Below are 13,963 nucleotides of genomic sequence, written 5' to 3' on the forward strand. Positions count from 1 at the left end.
CCCCAGTCCCAGCTGGGGTGTAACGTACGTCACAGGGCTCGGATGTTACAGCGACAGGAGCAGGCAATGAAGCACGCAGCGCCCGGAACCGATGGCAGCGCAGTCACTTTCGCGCCCCGGTACGACAACTTCATCGGCGGGGAGTGGGTGGCCCCCTCGGATGGGCAGTACTTCGACAATTCCTCGCCCATCGACGGCAAGGTGTTCGCGCAGGTCGCCCGGAGCACCGCGCCGGATATCGACAAGGCCCTCGACGCGGCCCACGCCGCGGCTGAAGCCTGGGGGAATACCTCGCCTGCCGAGCGATCCAACACGCTGCTCAAGATCGCCGACCGTATGGAACAGAACATCGAGAAGCTGGCCGTCGCGGAAACCTGGGACAACGGGAAGCCGATTCGCGAGAGCCTCAATGCCGATATCCCCCTGGCAATAGATCACTTCCGTTACTTCGCCGGGGTGCTGCGCGCGCAGGAGGGGTCGATCTCCGAGATCGATCACGACACCGTCGCCTATCACTTCCATGAGCCGTTGGGCGTTGTCGGACAGATCATCCCGTGGAACTTCCCGTTACTCATGGCGGTCTGGAAGCTGGCGCCTGCGTTGGCGGCGGGCAACTGTGTGGTGCTCAAGCCCGCCGAGCAGACGCCGGTCTCGATCTTGGTGTTGATGGAGCTGATCGCCGACCTGCTGCCGCCGGGAATCATCAATGTGGTCAACGGTTTTGGTGTGGAGGCGGGTAAGCCGTTGGCCTCCAGTCCGCGGATCGCGAAGATCGCATTCACCGGTGAGACGACCACCGGACGCCTCATCATGCAATACGCGACCGAGAACATCATTCCCGTCACCCTGGAGCTCGGTGGTAAGAGCCCCAACATCTTCATGCCCGACGTGATGGCCGCCGATGACGCGTTCCTGGACAAGGCGCTCGAAGGCTTCACCATGTTTGCGCTGAACCAGGGTGAGGTGTGCACCTGTCCCTCCCGCGCGCTGGTGCATTCCTCCATCTACGACGAGTTCATCGCCCGGGCGATCGCACGCGTCGAGGCCATCGTCAGTGGCGATCCGCTCGACGAGGACACCATGATCGGCGCGCAGGCCAGTAACGACCAGTACGAAAAGATCTTGTCTTACATCGATATTGGTCGGCAGGAGGGGGCGCAGGTGCTCACCGGTGGCGACGCCCGGAAGGTAGCGGAGTATCCGGATGGTGCCTACATTCAGCCGACAGTGTTCGCGGGCACCAACAACATGCGCATCTTCCAGGAGGAGATCTTCGGTCCGGTGCTGTCCGTGGCGAAGTTCGATTCACTGGACGAGGCATTGAAGATCGCCAACGACACGCTGTACGGCCTCGGCGCGGGGGTGTGGTCGCGGGATATGACCAACGCCTACCGTTTGGGTCGCGGTATCAAGGCGGGGCGGGTGTGGACCAACTGCTATCACCAGTACCCGGCGCATGCGGCGTTCGGCGGTTACAAGAAGTCGGGCATCGGCCGTGAGAACCACAAGATGATGCTCGATCACTACCAGCAGACCAAGAACCTCTTGGTGAGCTACTCGCCCGACGCCGCGGGGTTCTTCTGATCAACCGCGTCGAATTCACCCCGGCTGCCGCGGAGCTGTTGGCGTCGCTGGTGGCCAAACACGGCCCTGTGATGTTCCACCAGTCCGGCGGCTGCTGTGATGGCTCCGCGCCGATGTGTTATCCGCGCGGAGAGTTTCGAGTCGGGGCATCGGATGTGCTGCTCGGCGAGGTTAGCGGAGACACACCGTTCTGGATGAGCGCTGACCAGTTCGAGTACTGGTCGCACACGCATCTGACGGTGGACGTGGTGCCCGGGCGGGGGTCGGGATTTTCGCTGGAGGCGCCGGAGGGCGTGCGTTTCCTTATCCGGTCGAGGTTGTTCACCGATGCCGAGGTGCTTGCCCTGGCGGATCAACCGGTGCGGACCGGCGCCGACGACTGAGTCGCCGCCGGTCTGTTCGTGTTGTCGTCGGCCTGGGTAGGTAGTAGTTTGCCCTTGTCGGACACGGTCTGGTCGGGTTGTGAGGGGAGCGTCGTTCTATGTACGTAGGTATTCGAACTGCCGCGGTTGCTGCTGTCTGCAGTCTGTGTGTCGGCGCAGGCGTGGACGCGCGGACTGTTCGGCCGATTCTTTCCGCAACGCCCACGGCCACAATACGTTCCGTGACGACTCGGGCGGTCTCCCTCACGTCCTTCTCTGATCTGCTGGCGGTCGCCAACCCGCAGAATGGTGCGGTGCCGCAAGCGAATACGGCGGCCACCGGGGTGGCGAGTAGCACCGATCTGATCGGCACCGTCGCCAAGCTCCTGGCGACACCAAAGGTCCTGCCCAGCCTGGCACCAGAGGCCAACGCGGCCGCTGCCGATCCCGTCGATCCGCCGGTGGACCAGCCCACCGATGAGGTGCCGTCGTCGCCTGCGGCCGACGAGCCGGCGCCGCCCACCAACTTCCCGGGGACCCATTGGCCCGCGTTTGGCACCCCGTCCTACTTTGCGCAGCTGGCCTTTGCGGTCTTCCACGTCGTGGCACTGCCGATCACGGTGCCTGTGCAGTTCTTCATCGGTAGCGCCGAGGGCGTGCCGACGGTTATCGCCGCGGCTATCAATGACTTGTCGGGCCTGCTGGGCGAGATACCGGGTCTGTCGCCGCAGCAACCTGCCACGGCACAGCCGCCGCAGGACGCGGCAGCGGCTTCTTCGCCCACGCAGAAGGTGGCGGCTGCCGACGAGACCGATCCCCCCGCCCCTGAGCCGGAGCCCTTGCCGTCCAACTTCCCGGGGCCGCGTCCGGCGTTTGGCACGCCGTCCTACTTTGCTCAGTTGGCTTTTGCGGTCCTGCACGTTCTCGCCTTGCCGATCACGGTGCCGGTGCAAGCGATCATCGGTAGGACCGAGGATGTGCCCAGGGTGATCGTGGCGGCGCTCAATGACTTGTCGAGCCTGCTGGGGCAGGTGCCGAAGCTGTCGTTGCCCGCATCCGACGCCGGAACGACGCCGGATGCTTCTTCCTCGAAGCTGACAGACCAAGCCGCCACCAAGCTGGATGCGGCTGCCGAGAAGCCTGATACTGCCCAGCACGACGCCGACGCCAAATCTTCCAAGACCGAACACACCGCGTCCGACGTCAAGTCCGGTGGTACGCCCGCAGAGGCAACCACAACCGAGCATCAGGCGAAGCCCGGCGAGGCGCCGAAGGCTGAGCCCACCAAGGCTGTTGAGCCCAGCGTTGATCCGACCAAGGCTGTTGACCCGACCAAGGTTGTCGACCCGACGAAGGTCGTTGACCCGACGAAAGCTGTTGAGCCGACCAAGGTCGTTGATCCGACGAAGGCTGTCGATCCGACCAAGGCCGCTGAGCCCAAGGCCGCCCCGGCGGCGGCCGAGGCCACCAAGCCCGAACCGGCCAAGGCCGTCGAGACCAAACCGGAGACCAAGCCGCAACCGGCCAAGCCTGAGTCCGCCGGACCGGTGAAGGTCACCCGGGACAGTCTGAAGTCGACACCTGGTGAAACCAGCACCACCGGTGGCGCCAAGACGACCGAGGGAACCAAGGGAGCCGCGGCCGACAGCAAGGCCCCTGCTGCCGCTACGGACACCAAGGTTCACGAAGGACTGAACTCGGCCACAGGCGGCAAGACCGATAAGCCGGCCGACAAGCCCTCGGCGGAGAAGTCGTCGGCCGCCAAGAGCGGGTCGTCATCGGAAGGAAGTTCACACTCCTCCGAAGGAAAGACGCATGCCTCGGAAGGAAAGTCGCACTCCGGGTCTACTGACTGACGATGATCGTCAGTGTGTTGCCGTCGCGTTCGATGTGAAGTCCCGCGCGGCGGGCGACGGCGGCCACCGCCGCGGCATCGTTGGGTTCGGCCCTGCTCGCGGCGAGGATGCGGGCCAGTTTCCCCTTGTGCGCCTTGTTGAAATGGGTGATCACCGTGCGCCGCCCGTCGGGATGTTCGGTAAGGCAGTCGACGGTTACCGCATGGGGAATTCGGCCCAGCGCGGCATAGGAGCCTGAGCGCAGGTCGACCACCAGCTCATCGGCGGCCAGCTCGGCCAGTACCGGTTCCAAGGCAGACTTCCATCGCGCGGATAGCGTCGGCTTTCCGGGCAGCTTGGACGAGGCGGACAGCCGATACGCGGGAACCGGGTCATCGGCGCGCAGCAGCCCGAACAGTGCCGAGCCGACGGCCAGCCGCTCGCGTGCCCGGATCGCGGCGGCGCCGCGCAGCGACGTCACGTCCAGGTTGTCGTACAGCACGCCGGTGTAGCGGTGCAGGGCGGGCATGGTGGGCGAGACCCGCAGCTCGGCGTTGCGTTGGATCTCGGCATCCTGGGACGCCGAGATGCTCAGAGCCTTACGGCACGCGGCAGGATCGCCGGCAAGGGCGACGAGCTCGTCGACCAGTGCTTCGCGCACCGGGTTCAGCGACGGCGTCGCCATCGCGTCCAGGCGCAGGGGAGGACCGTCGCCGCCTTCGCGTTTGGTTTCCGAGGGCGGCAGCAGCACGATCACGCCAGAGACCGTAGCGAACTGGCCCGCGCCCGTCGCGCAGAGGTGGCCAAACGGCGTGCGATGAGTTTTCGCGGTGGCGGTAGTCGATACCCATGAATGCCCCGTCTAGTTCAAGGAGATCCCCATGCCCACTCGTGAAGAAACTCCGCTCGGTGCCCCCGCGTGGATCGACCTGGCCTCGTCGGACCTTGAGAAGTCGAAGGCGTTCTATGGCGCGTTGTTCGGCTGGACCTTGCATGAGGCAGGCCCCGAATACGGTGGTTACGTCAACGCGTACAAGGACGGCAAGGCCGTCGCGGGAATGATCTCCAACAACCCGGAATGGAACGCTCCCGACGGATGGACCACCTACTTTGCCACCGACGACATCGACGCCACCCTGAGTAAAGTCGCAGACAACGGTGGGGGGAACTGCATGCAGGCCATGGAAGTTCCTCAGCTCGGATACATGGGACTGTTCGGTGATCCATCAGGTGCCGTGGTAGGGCTGTGGCAACCATTGGCCCACAAGGGGTTCCAGCTGGTTGCCGAGGCGGGAGCGCCGGTGTGGCACGAACTGAACACCCGTGAATACGACAAGGCGGTCGACTTCTACACCAAGGTACTGGGATGGAACACCAAGGTAGAAGGTGATTCCGATGATTTCCGGTATGCGTGTGCTCAGCACGACGGCGAGCCGATCGCCGGCGTGAACGACGCTTCGGTGGGCCAGTGGGCGCTCCCCGATGGAGTGCCGGCGCACTGGGCCGTGTACTTCGGTACCGACGACACCGATGCCAGTGCCGCCAAGGTCGTCGAGCTCGGTGGCGTCGTGCTGACCCCTGCCCAAGACACCCCCTACGGCCGGATGGCGCAGGTGCGGGACACCACCGGTGGCACATTCTGGTTGTGCTCCGTCGGTTCGTGATCACGGTTGGAGCATCCCGGTCTTGTCAGATGTCCTCGAAGGTCGGGATGCCCCAGTCCTCGTGCCCGCCGCCGCGCAGCAAGGTCGCGCGGGTGACCGACCGGGTACCGAACCTGTCGCGCAACGTATCCAGAGCGCTGTCGAGTGCCAGCGTGTTCTCCACCGAGTCCGAGAATGGAAGCTCCAATTGTGCTGCGCCGCAGGGGTCGAAATTGGATATCGAGAAGCCGATCAGGGTGATTCCCCGTTCGGCGACGAGCGGAGCGGCTTCCCGGACGAGCTGGCGGGCCACTCCCAGGAGGCGCTCGGTGGACGTCGTAGGACGCGACAGGGTGCGGGACCGTGTCGCACGGGTGTAGTCGTCGAACCGTAGCCGCAATACCACCGTCCGGCAGCTTCGGTCGGTGTCCCGCATGCGGCGCGCGATCCTCTCGATGAGTTGCGTTGCGATGGCATCGATCTCCTCGGTGGCTCGGCGCTTGCGGCCGAGTGCGCACTGAGCGCCGATCGAGCGGCGCCGGCGTCCGCCCTGGACCCGTCGTGGGTCGACATTGTGTGCCAGGCAATGCAATTGGCGCCCCATGGCCCGGCCGACCATCGATGCCAGGGTGGACTCGCCAATGTCGGCGACATCGGCGACGGTGCGGATGCCGTACACCGCCAGCTTTTCGGCGGTGACCGCGCCCACGCCCCATAGCGCCTGCACCGGTAATGGGCGCAGGAACGACAGTTCCTCGTGCGGCTCGACCATCAACAGCCCGTCGGGCTTGCCCTGGCGGCTGGCGACCTTGGCCAGGAACTTGGTGCGGGCGATGCCGACGGTGATGGGCAGACCGGCCCGGCGGCGCACCTCCGCGCGCAGAGTGGTCGCGATGTCACGCGGGGTACCCGAGACGCGCTGCAGGCCAGAGACATCCAGGAATGCCTCGTCGATGGACAACGGCTCCACCAGGGGCGTGGTGTCCCGGAACACCTCGAACACCGCCTTGCTCGCGGCGCTGTAGGCATCAAATCGCGGTGACACCACGACGGCGCCAGGACACAGCCGTAGCGCCTGCCGACCGCCCATGGCGGTGCGGACCCCGAAATGCTTGGCTTCGTAGCTGGCGGCCAGAACCACACCGCCCCCGACGATCACCGGGCGGCCGCGTAGCGCCGGTTCATCGCGTTGCTCGACGGAGGCATAGAAGGAGTCCAGATCCGCGTGCAGGATGCTGGCTGTCCCGGTCATGAACAGATGCTCGCACCGGGGTCCGACACCCAGATCCGGTTGATTTGCCCAACAGCCAGTTGATTCGGAGAATCGCGGGTCAATCCTCGATGGCGTCCGGGAGATATTTGACTTACGGCTAGGAAAACTATCGAGTTCGTGGTCGGCGGCATGGTGCAGTGTGCCCTACGTTTATCCCGAGTTCTCCAGGTTACTTCCAGCCTATTCACATTCTTTGCCCAGAAGGGGTGGTTCACGTGCGCGTTCGCCTTCGTGCCACGGCTACCGCGGCGGTTTGCAGTGTCTGCATCGCCGCGTCGGCCTCGGCGCCTACGATTCAATCTCTCAACGCCAGTCCGGAACAACACCGGACCGTCTCGACGCAGTCCTATGTGCTGACGTCGAACGAGGGCTCACTGGCGCCGTCGAGCATCGGCTCGCTGGCGACATTGCCCGGCGTTTCAGGTCCGGCCGCGACGCCTGTGGCGGCGGCTGCTACTCCTGCTCCGAGTTTGTTCCAGGCGATTCAGCCGGTTTTCACGGTGTTGGGTGGGGCGTTGACGTTGCCGTTCAACATTCCGTTCTGGTTTGTGACGGGGCAGTTGAATGCGGCGGCGAATCAGAAGGTGATCAATGACTTTGTGACGGCCATTGGTCAGCTGCCGGGTGTGCCTGCTGCGGTGTTGTCGTACTTGGCGGGTATTCCGTCGCAGACGTTGCCGACGATTCCGTCTATTCCGGGATTGACTTCGGCGGCTGCTTCTCCGACGGTCAAGACTGCGGCCGCGACGCCTGTGGCGGCGGCTGCTACTCCTGCTCCGAGTTTGTTCCAGGCGATTCAGCCGGTTTTCACGGTGTTGGGTGGGGCGTTGACGCTGCCGTTCAATGTCCCCTTCTGGTACGCCACCGGGCAGTTGAATGCGGCGGCGAATCAGAAGGTGATCAATGACTTTGTGACGGCCATTGGTCAGCTGCCGGGTGTGCCTGCTGCGGTGTTGTCGTACTTGGCGGGCATTCCGTCGCAGACGTTGCCGACCATTCCGACCATTCCTGGCCTCTCTTCTCTGGTCGCGCCTTCGTCGTCGCTGATCGCGCCCTCCACGAAGCTCGTGACGAGTGCGACGGCGGCCGAGTCCGGCGCCACGAAGACCGAGGTCGTCAAGGCGGACGTGGTCAAGCCGGGCACTGTCGAGGAAGCGGTGAAGACCGAGACCCCGGCTGAGTCGGTCAAGGCGACCACCCCGGCCGAGCCGGCCAAGGCTGTCGAAACTGCCACCCCCGCCGAGCCGGTCAAGGCGACCACGCCCGCAGAGCCTGCCAAGCCGGCGACCCCGGCCGAGCCCGCCAAGTCGGCTACGCCGGTCGAGCCGGTCAAGGTGACCACTCCGGCGGAGCCTGCCAAGCCGGCGACTCCGGTCGAGGTGGCCAGTCCAGCCGAGCCTGCAAAGCCGGCGACCCCGGCTGAGTCTGCCAACCCGGCGACTCCCGCGGAGCCAGCGAAGCCTGCGGAGCCGAAGGTCAATGTGCCGAAGGTCAAGCTGCCCACTCCGTCCACCAAGATCGGCGAGGTCAGCGGCGGAGTCTCGCCGAAGACCGAGGGTGCGAACAAGAGCGAGAAGAGCGAGAAGGCCGACTCCAAGGACGCCAAGCCCGACGCGGCGTCCACGCCGAAGAAGTCCGAAAACGACTCTTCAACTGCGAAGAAGCCCGAGAGTGCCGCGTCGTCCAGCACCAAGTCGGAGTCCGGTTCAAGCTCGTCGTCGAGCGACTCGCACTCGGGTGCCTCGAACGGTTCCTCCAGTGGCTCGTCGCACAAGGCGTCGTCGGAGTAGTCCCGCATAGCAAGCACAGAGGTCCCCGCGTCCGACACGGCGCGGGGACCTGCTTGTAAGCGACACTGACATAAGTCAACATCATTGACATGGAAATCGACGGAACCGCGACCCTTGGGTACTTGCTGACCCGTACCGCGACATCGCTGCGCGGCAAGGTTGCGGCCCGGCTGGAGCCGATCGGCCTCAGTCTTCCCGAGTACATCTGCATGCAGATCCTGCGCACCTACCCGGGCATGTCCAACTCCGAACTGGCCCGCCAGGCGATGGTCACCCGTCAGGCGATGAACGCTGTCCTGCACCGGTTGGAAGAAGAGGGCCTCATCAGCCGTCCAGAGAGTGCGGATCACGGTCGCTCGCTGCCTGCCCGCCTGACGCGGCGCGGTAGCACCCAGCTGGACAAGGCGGTGGAGGCGGTCACCGCCGGCGAGAACGAGGTCATGGAGAAGCTGACCGCCGATGAGCGGCGCGCACTCAAGGCGATGCTGGCCAAGTGCGTCCCGAGCCAACTGCCGTGAGACGCGTCGGGTGGCTGATCGCGCTCACCGGTCTGGTGATGGCGTTCAGTGTCTGGCTTCCGTGGCTGCGTACCTCCGCCAGCGGCGGGGGCAGGGCCAACGCCATCGGCGGGGCGACCGGATCGGTCATTCTGCCGTCGGGATTCGGTGCGGGACAGCTGATCTTGCTGGTTTCCGTCCTGCTTGTGGTTGCCGGGTGCATGGTGGGCCAGCACATCCTGCCCCGCATCGCGCCGATTGCCGCGGGCGTGCTTGCCCTCGGGCTGCTGGCGCTGGAACTGTTGTACTACCGCGCCAACATCAAGCCCCCGATCGTCACCGGGTACGGGTTCTGGGTCGCTATCTCCGCGTCGGCTGTCGCGGTCGCGCTGGCGATCGTGGCGCTGCTGTCACGACCCCAGTCCGACGGTCTTCGCGCAAGCGGTTCATCCTAATCCGGCGGTCTTCGCGCAAGCGGCTCATCCTAATCCGGCGAGTAGCAGCGGCACGATCGATCCGTACATCCCGTACTTGACGGTGCCCAGGGTGTCCCGGTTCTTGCCGACCAGCGGAGTCACGAAGCTCGTTGCGGTAGAGAGCACTTGGTCCTCGGCGACGGCTGCGTCGACAATCTGGTAGCTCAGGGATTCGCTACCGCCGAGGCGCCGTCCGCTGGGCATGGTGGCCGAGGCGGCCTGGGGCGTCATCTTTCCCTGACACAGTGCCGACATGCCGGGAGTGAAGGGCATGCCGAGATCGACCTCGGGCAGGCAGAAGAAGCCGCGATCGGTGCGCATCACGCGGTAGTCACACGCCAGCGCGACCATGGCGCCGGCACCGAAGGCGTGACCGTTGACGGCGGCGACGGTGGGGGTGGGGAACACCAGGAAGCGTGCCAGGATTTTCTGGACCTCGGTGATGTACCAGCTGAGCTTGTCGGGGTTGGCACCAAGGAAGTCGACGTCGAGCCCGTTGGAGAAGAACTTTCCGCTGCCGGTGACCACCAGTGCGGACGGGGTTTCGTCGGCGAGGACCTCGTCGAGCAGGGCGTTGATCTGCTCGATATTCGCTGTCGTGAAACGGTTTTCGTCGGTACCGAGTTCCAGGGTGTAGATACCTTCGGTGCGCTGCAGGGCCGGCATGTGTCGTTACCTCAACTGTTCGAGAGCTGCTGCTACTTGCTCGGGAATGGGGACGGGTGTGCGGGCGTCGGAGTCCACGTAGACGTGGACGAACCGGCCCAATGCGCGGGGAGTGTCTTCGACAACGCCGTCGACGACCTTGAACACCGCGAGCTTGTAGATGACGCTGCTGCGGCCGCGGTGCTCCAGGGCCAGGCCGATAGACAGCTCATCGGGGAACGAGACCTCGGCCAGGTACTTGCACGAGGTTTCGGCGACGACTCCGATGGCGGGCAGGTCGCGAATATCGCAGCCCGCGGCCTCCATCAGCCAGCCGTTGACGGCGGTGTCGAACCACGCGTAGTAAACGACATTGTTGACGTGGCCGTAGACATCGTTATCGGCCCAACGGGTTTGGTGCCTGCGATGCACCGGGAAGTCGGCCCTGGTAGGTAGTTCCGGCTTACTCACGGACGCACTACCTGACGTACGGCATAGCCGTCGGCCAGCGCATCGAGGGCGATGTTGATGTCCTCCAGCGGCAGCTCGCCCGATTTCAGTTTTTCCACCGGTAACCGACCTACCCGCCACAGTGCGAGCATTGCCGGGATGTCCTGCTGCGGTTGCGCTGAGCCCATGTAAGAACCCAGGATGCTGCGGCCTTCGGCGACAATGCTCAATGCGGGCAAGCTGATTCGTGCATCGGGGTGCGGCAGTCCCACGGAGACGGTACCCCCGCCGCGGCCGGTGAGCGCGTATGCCTGCTCCAGCACGGGAGCCGCCCCGACCACCTCGAACACCCAGTCGTGACCGCCCGGCGCTTCGTCCGGTGCGCACGCGCTGGTGGCTCCGAGTTCAAGGGCCAGTTCGCGTTTGGCGGGAACGGGGTCGATCGCGAGCACCTCGCCGGCACCCGCTGCGGCGGCCGACATCACCACGGCCTGGCCGACTCCGCCGAGTCCGAGCACCGCGACCGAGTCGCCGGGACGCACGGACGCGGTGTGGGTGACGGCGCCGAAACCGGTCAGCATGGCGCAGCCGAAGAGCGCGGCGGTGTCCAGTGGAACGTCCTTGTCGATGACAACCACCGAATTGCGATCCACCACAGCATGGTCGGCGAAACCCGAGACACCCAGATGATGGCGGATCTCGCTGCCATCCAGATCGCGTAGGCGGGTGCCGCCGCGGATCAGGTCGCCGCGCCCGTTGGCAGCCGCGGCATCGGGGCACAGCGCCGGGCGGCCCGAGGAGCAGTACCTGCACGCGCCGCAGCTGGGCACGTACACCAGCACCACGTGGTCGCCGGGGGAGACGTCACGAACGCCGGGGCCGACGTCGGCGATGACACCGGCCGCCTCATGACCGAGCGCCATGGGCACCGGGCGTATCCGGTTGCCGTCGACGACCGACAGGTCCGAGTGACACAGCCCCGCCGCTTCGATCCGGACCAGCACCTCACCGGGGCCCGGCGGGTCGAGTTCCAGTTCAACGACTTTGAGCGGGCGGGTGTCACGGTACGGCCGGTCGATCGGCGCCGCGTGGAGCACCGCAGCACGAATGCGCATGGATGAGCCGCTCGCGCGAAGACTCTCAAACACAGACCCCTCCGTAAATCGCATTGAGCCAGACGTGGAGCAGCGTATCGACAACGTCGTCGTCGGCGACGGCGGGTTGCTGGCCGGTGAAAGTCGCCCGCATCATCGACTGGTTGATGAGGTTCAGTGCGATGGAGATGTCGCGGGCCGGGATGGTGTTCGGGGCTGCGCCACGGGCGCGTTCGGCCTCGATGCCCACCGTCGTGTTGGCGACCCAGTTCTCGGTCACCTCGGACCAGCGTTGATCTAGCTCGGTGCCCGCGCCCTGCATCCCAGACAACGCGACGGTGAGGGAACGGTGCGAGCCGAAGGCGTCGAAGTAGGCCTTGATGACGGCGCGCCAGTATTCGGCGGGGCTGGTCATCGCCGCGGGGTTGATGCTCGCGACGTTGGCGTCGGCCTCCTCGATGATCCGTTCGGCCAGGGTGAGGAGCACCGCCTCCTTGGAGGAGAAGTAGAAGTAGAACGTGGGCCGGGAGATGCCGGCGCCACGCGCCAGATCGTCGACGGAGATATCTGCCAGCGGACGCTGCCCCAGCAGTTCCTCGGCGTTGGTCAGGATGGCCTGTATCCGCTCGTCCCCGGAAGGACGCGTGGTCTTGCGGCCTCTCGCCGGGGCTGATGTTCTTCGCCCGAGTGGCTCATCACCGGTTTTTGTCGACATCTACCTGCGCATTCTATAAAGTTCTCGACACACTGTTGACTTTCTCGACGCTACGTCGATAGCCTAGCTGTCATGACCGAACATGTCGACATTGTCATCGTGGGTGCCGGGATCTCGGGTATCGGCATGGCCTGCCATATCGCCCGCGACGTGCCGGGCAAGGACTTCGTGGTGCTGGAGGCGCGCGAGCGCATCGGCGGCACCTGGGACCTGTTCCGTTACCCGGGCATCCGCTCGGACTCCGACATGTTCACCCTGGGCTTCAACTTCCGTCCCTGGACAAGCACCAAGGGCATTGCCGACGGGACCTCCATTCGTGAGTACGTCACCGACACCGCGCGCGAATTCGGTGTGGATAAGAAGGTCCGTTTCGGGCACAAGGTTGTGGGCGCCGAATGGTCCTCCGAGCAGGGTCTCTGGACGCTGCAGGTGGAGCGTGCGGGTGAGATCGTCGAGCTCACGACGCGGTTCTTCCTGGCCTGCACCGGCTACTACAACTACGACAAAGGCTTCACGCCGGAGTTCGAGGGCATCGAGGACTTCGCCGGTCAGGTGATCCACCCGCAGCACTGGCCCGAGGACCTGGACTACGCCGGCAAGAAGGTCGTCGTCATCGGCAGTGGTGCGACGGCGATGACGCTCGTTCCCGCAATGGCGGGGACCGCCGGGCACGTCACCATGCTGCAGCGCTCGCCCACCTACGTGGTGTCACTGCCGTCGACGGACGCGCTCGCCGTGGCGCTGAAGGGCAAGCTTCCGGCCTCGATCGCGTATCCGATCGTGAAGTGGAAGAACCAGATGGTCAGCTTCATCAGCTACCAGACGAGCCGACGTGACCCGGAGCGGATGAAGGGCATTCTGCGTGCACTCCTGAAGCGGCAGTTGCCCGACTTCGACCTGGACAAGCACTTCACCCCGAAGTACAACCCGTGGGATCAGCGGCTGTGTGTGGTGCCGGATTCGGACCTGTTCCGCGCACTGCGCAAGGGCACTGCGTCCATCGTGACCGACCGCATCGCGCGGTTCACGCCCAAGGGCATCCTGCTGGAGTCCGGTGAGGAACTCGAGGCCGACATCGTCGTCACCGCGACGGGCTTGAACGTTCAGCTGGCCGGCGGGCTCAGGCCCGTCGTGGACGGTGTGCAGGTGAATCCCGCGGATTCGGTGAGCTACAAGGGCTTGATGCTGACCGGCCTGCCGAACTTCATCTTCACCTTCGGGTACACCAATGCGTCATGGACCCTGCGTGCCGATCTGGTGGCGCAGTACACCTGCCGCCTGCTCAAGTACATGGACAAGCAGGGGCAGACGGTCGTGTGGCCGGTCGAGCCCCCGACCAGCGTGCGCCTGCCGTTCTTGGAGGACTTGGTCTCGGGGTACGTCACCCGCGCGGAGAGTGCGGTGCCGCACCAGGTGCCCTTGGCTCCGTGGCGCTCGTACCAGAACTACTTCCGTGAGCTGCCCGTGCTCAAGTACGGCAAGGTCGCCGACAAGGGCGTCCGTTTCGGCTCGGGAGCCGCAGGCGCGGCGACGGCCGGTCCGGTAAAGGCTGCTCAGAAGGATGCCGTTGCAATATGCAGGTAAATACCTGCATAATGA

The 13,963-nt window shown here is 65.1% G+C and carries 14 protein-coding genes; 8 read left to right on the forward strand and 6 right to left on the reverse strand.

Annotated features, from left to right (window positions below):
* The first annotated feature begins 66 nt into the window (after positions 1-66).
* From adh to MYCSP_RS04170, 3 genes are all read left to right on the forward strand, one after another.
* The gene (gene adh, locus MYCSP_RS04160; protein ID WP_070913556.1) at positions 67-1,584 is read left to right on the forward strand and encodes an aldehyde dehydrogenase; all 1,518 of its coding nucleotides are present in this window, start codon (positions 67-69) and stop codon (positions 1,582-1,584) included.
* Positions 1,581-1,967 carry a DUF779 domain-containing protein gene (locus tag MYCSP_RS04165; RefSeq protein WP_088413240.1) on the forward strand — a complete coding sequence of 129 codons (387 nt, stop codon included), beginning with the start codon at positions 1,581-1,583 and terminating at the stop codon, positions 1,965-1,967. Before adh ends, MYCSP_RS04165 begins: the two co-directional genes overlap by 4 nt.
* Before the next feature lie 98 nt (positions 1,968-2,065).
* Positions 2,066-3,802, forward strand: a complete 1,737-nt coding sequence (locus MYCSP_RS04170) for a hypothetical protein (protein WP_088413241.1) — start codon at positions 2,066-2,068, stop codon at positions 3,800-3,802.
* Here MYCSP_RS04170 and yaaA read toward each other — a convergent pair.
* Positions 3,792-4,538 (reverse strand): peroxide stress protein YaaA, encoded by a 747-nt coding sequence (gene yaaA, locus MYCSP_RS04175; RefSeq protein ID WP_088413242.1) that lies wholly within the window; start codon positions 4,536-4,538, stop codon positions 3,792-3,794. The two genes, MYCSP_RS04170 and yaaA, sit on opposite strands and share 11 nt — an antisense overlap.
* Before the next feature lie 124 nt (positions 4,539-4,662).
* Here yaaA and MYCSP_RS04180 point away from each other — a divergent pair, with 124 nt between their 5' ends.
* A complete protein-coding gene (locus MYCSP_RS04180) occupies positions 4,663-5,445 on the forward strand; it encodes a VOC family protein (protein ID WP_083013782.1) in 783 nt (260 codons plus the stop codon).
* A gap of 25 nt (positions 5,446-5,470) precedes the next feature.
* Here the strand turns inward: MYCSP_RS04180 and dinB are convergent, their stop codons facing one another.
* Positions 5,471-6,676, reverse strand: a complete 1,206-nt coding sequence (dinB, locus tag MYCSP_RS04185; RefSeq protein WP_083013783.1) for a DNA polymerase IV — start codon at positions 6,674-6,676, stop codon at positions 5,471-5,473.
* Positions 6,677-6,912: 236 nt separating this feature from the next.
* Between dinB and MYCSP_RS04190 the strand changes: the two genes are divergently transcribed.
* From MYCSP_RS04190 to MYCSP_RS04200, 3 genes are all read left to right on the forward strand, one after another.
* Positions 6,913-8,487, forward strand: coding sequence for a hypothetical protein (locus tag MYCSP_RS04190; RefSeq protein WP_088415433.1), 1,575 nt, complete (start codon positions 6,913-6,915; stop codon positions 8,485-8,487).
* 89 nt (positions 8,488-8,576) lie between these two features.
* Positions 8,577-9,005, forward strand: a complete 429-nt coding sequence (locus MYCSP_RS04195; protein WP_070913550.1) for a MarR family winged helix-turn-helix transcriptional regulator — start codon at positions 8,577-8,579, stop codon at positions 9,003-9,005.
* Positions 9,002-9,439, forward strand: coding sequence for a hypothetical protein (locus MYCSP_RS04200; RefSeq protein WP_083013785.1), 438 nt, complete (start codon positions 9,002-9,004; stop codon positions 9,437-9,439). Before MYCSP_RS04195 ends, MYCSP_RS04200 begins: the two co-directional genes overlap by 4 nt.
* Positions 9,440-9,463: 24 nt before the next feature.
* Here the strand turns inward: MYCSP_RS04200 and MYCSP_RS04205 are convergent, their stop codons facing one another.
* Genes MYCSP_RS04205 through MYCSP_RS04220 form a run of 4 tightly spaced genes read right to left on the reverse strand, consistent with a single transcriptional unit; the run spans position 9,464 to position 12,364 of the window.
* The gene (locus MYCSP_RS04205) at positions 9,464-10,126 is read right to left on the reverse strand and encodes an enoyl-CoA hydratase/isomerase family protein (RefSeq protein ID WP_088413243.1); all 663 of its coding nucleotides are present in this window, start codon (positions 10,124-10,126) and stop codon (positions 9,464-9,466) included.
* Between the two features lie 6 nt (positions 10,127-10,132).
* On the reverse strand, positions 10,133-10,576 hold the full coding sequence (locus MYCSP_RS04210) for an acyl-CoA thioesterase (RefSeq protein WP_083013787.1): 444 nt from the start codon (positions 10,574-10,576) through the stop codon (positions 10,133-10,135).
* Positions 10,573-11,670, reverse strand: coding sequence for an alcohol dehydrogenase catalytic domain-containing protein (locus tag MYCSP_RS04215; RefSeq protein WP_070913546.1), 1,098 nt, complete (start codon positions 11,668-11,670; stop codon positions 10,573-10,575). The genes MYCSP_RS04210 and MYCSP_RS04215 overlap by 4 nt, the downstream gene beginning before the upstream one ends.
* Positions 11,671-11,695: 25 nt before the next feature.
* Positions 11,696-12,364, reverse strand: coding sequence for a TetR/AcrR family transcriptional regulator (locus MYCSP_RS04220; RefSeq protein WP_070913545.1), 669 nt, complete (start codon positions 12,362-12,364; stop codon positions 11,696-11,698).
* 72 nt (positions 12,365-12,436) lie between these two features.
* Between MYCSP_RS04220 and MYCSP_RS04225 the strand changes: the two genes are divergently transcribed.
* On the forward strand, positions 12,437-13,948 hold the full coding sequence (locus tag MYCSP_RS04225; protein WP_088413244.1) for a flavin-containing monooxygenase: 1,512 nt from the start codon (positions 12,437-12,439) through the stop codon (positions 13,946-13,948).
* Positions 13,949-13,963 lie beyond the last annotated feature (15 nt).

The sequence above is a fragment of the Mycobacteroides saopaulense genome (assembly GCF_001456355.1).
Lineage (GTDB): Bacteria > Actinomycetota > Actinomycetes > Mycobacteriales > Mycobacteriaceae > Mycobacterium > Mycobacterium saopaulense.

Excerpts from the sequence above, each read along its gene's own strand:
- adh (WP_070913556.1), top strand. The coding sequence starts at position 67 with ATGAAGCACGCAGCGCCCGGAACCGATGGCAGCGCAGTCACTTTCGCG.
- MYCSP_RS04170 (WP_088413241.1), top strand. The coding sequence starts at position 2,066 with ATGTACGTAGGTATTCGAACTGCCGCGGTTGCTGCTGTCTGCAGTCTG.
- MYCSP_RS04180 (WP_083013782.1), top strand. The coding sequence starts at position 4,663 with ATGCCCACTCGTGAAGAAACTCCGCTCGGTGCCCCCGCGTGGATCGAC.
- dinB (WP_083013783.1), bottom strand. The coding sequence starts at position 6,676 with ATGACCGGGACAGCCAGCATCCTGCACGCGGATCTGGACTCCTTCTAT.
- MYCSP_RS04195 (WP_070913550.1), top strand. The coding sequence starts at position 8,577 with ATGGAAATCGACGGAACCGCGACCCTTGGGTACTTGCTGACCCGTACC.
- MYCSP_RS04205 (WP_088413243.1), bottom strand. The coding sequence starts at position 10,126 with ATGCCGGCCCTGCAGCGCACCGAAGGTATCTACACCCTGGAACTCGGT.
- MYCSP_RS04215 (WP_070913546.1), bottom strand. The coding sequence starts at position 11,670 with ATGCGCATTCGTGCTGCGGTGCTCCACGCGGCGCCGATCGACCGGCCG.
- MYCSP_RS04220 (WP_070913545.1), bottom strand. The coding sequence starts at position 12,364 with ATGTCGACAAAAACCGGTGATGAGCCACTCGGGCGAAGAACATCAGCC.
- MYCSP_RS04225 (WP_088413244.1), top strand. The coding sequence starts at position 12,437 with ATGACCGAACATGTCGACATTGTCATCGTGGGTGCCGGGATCTCGGGT.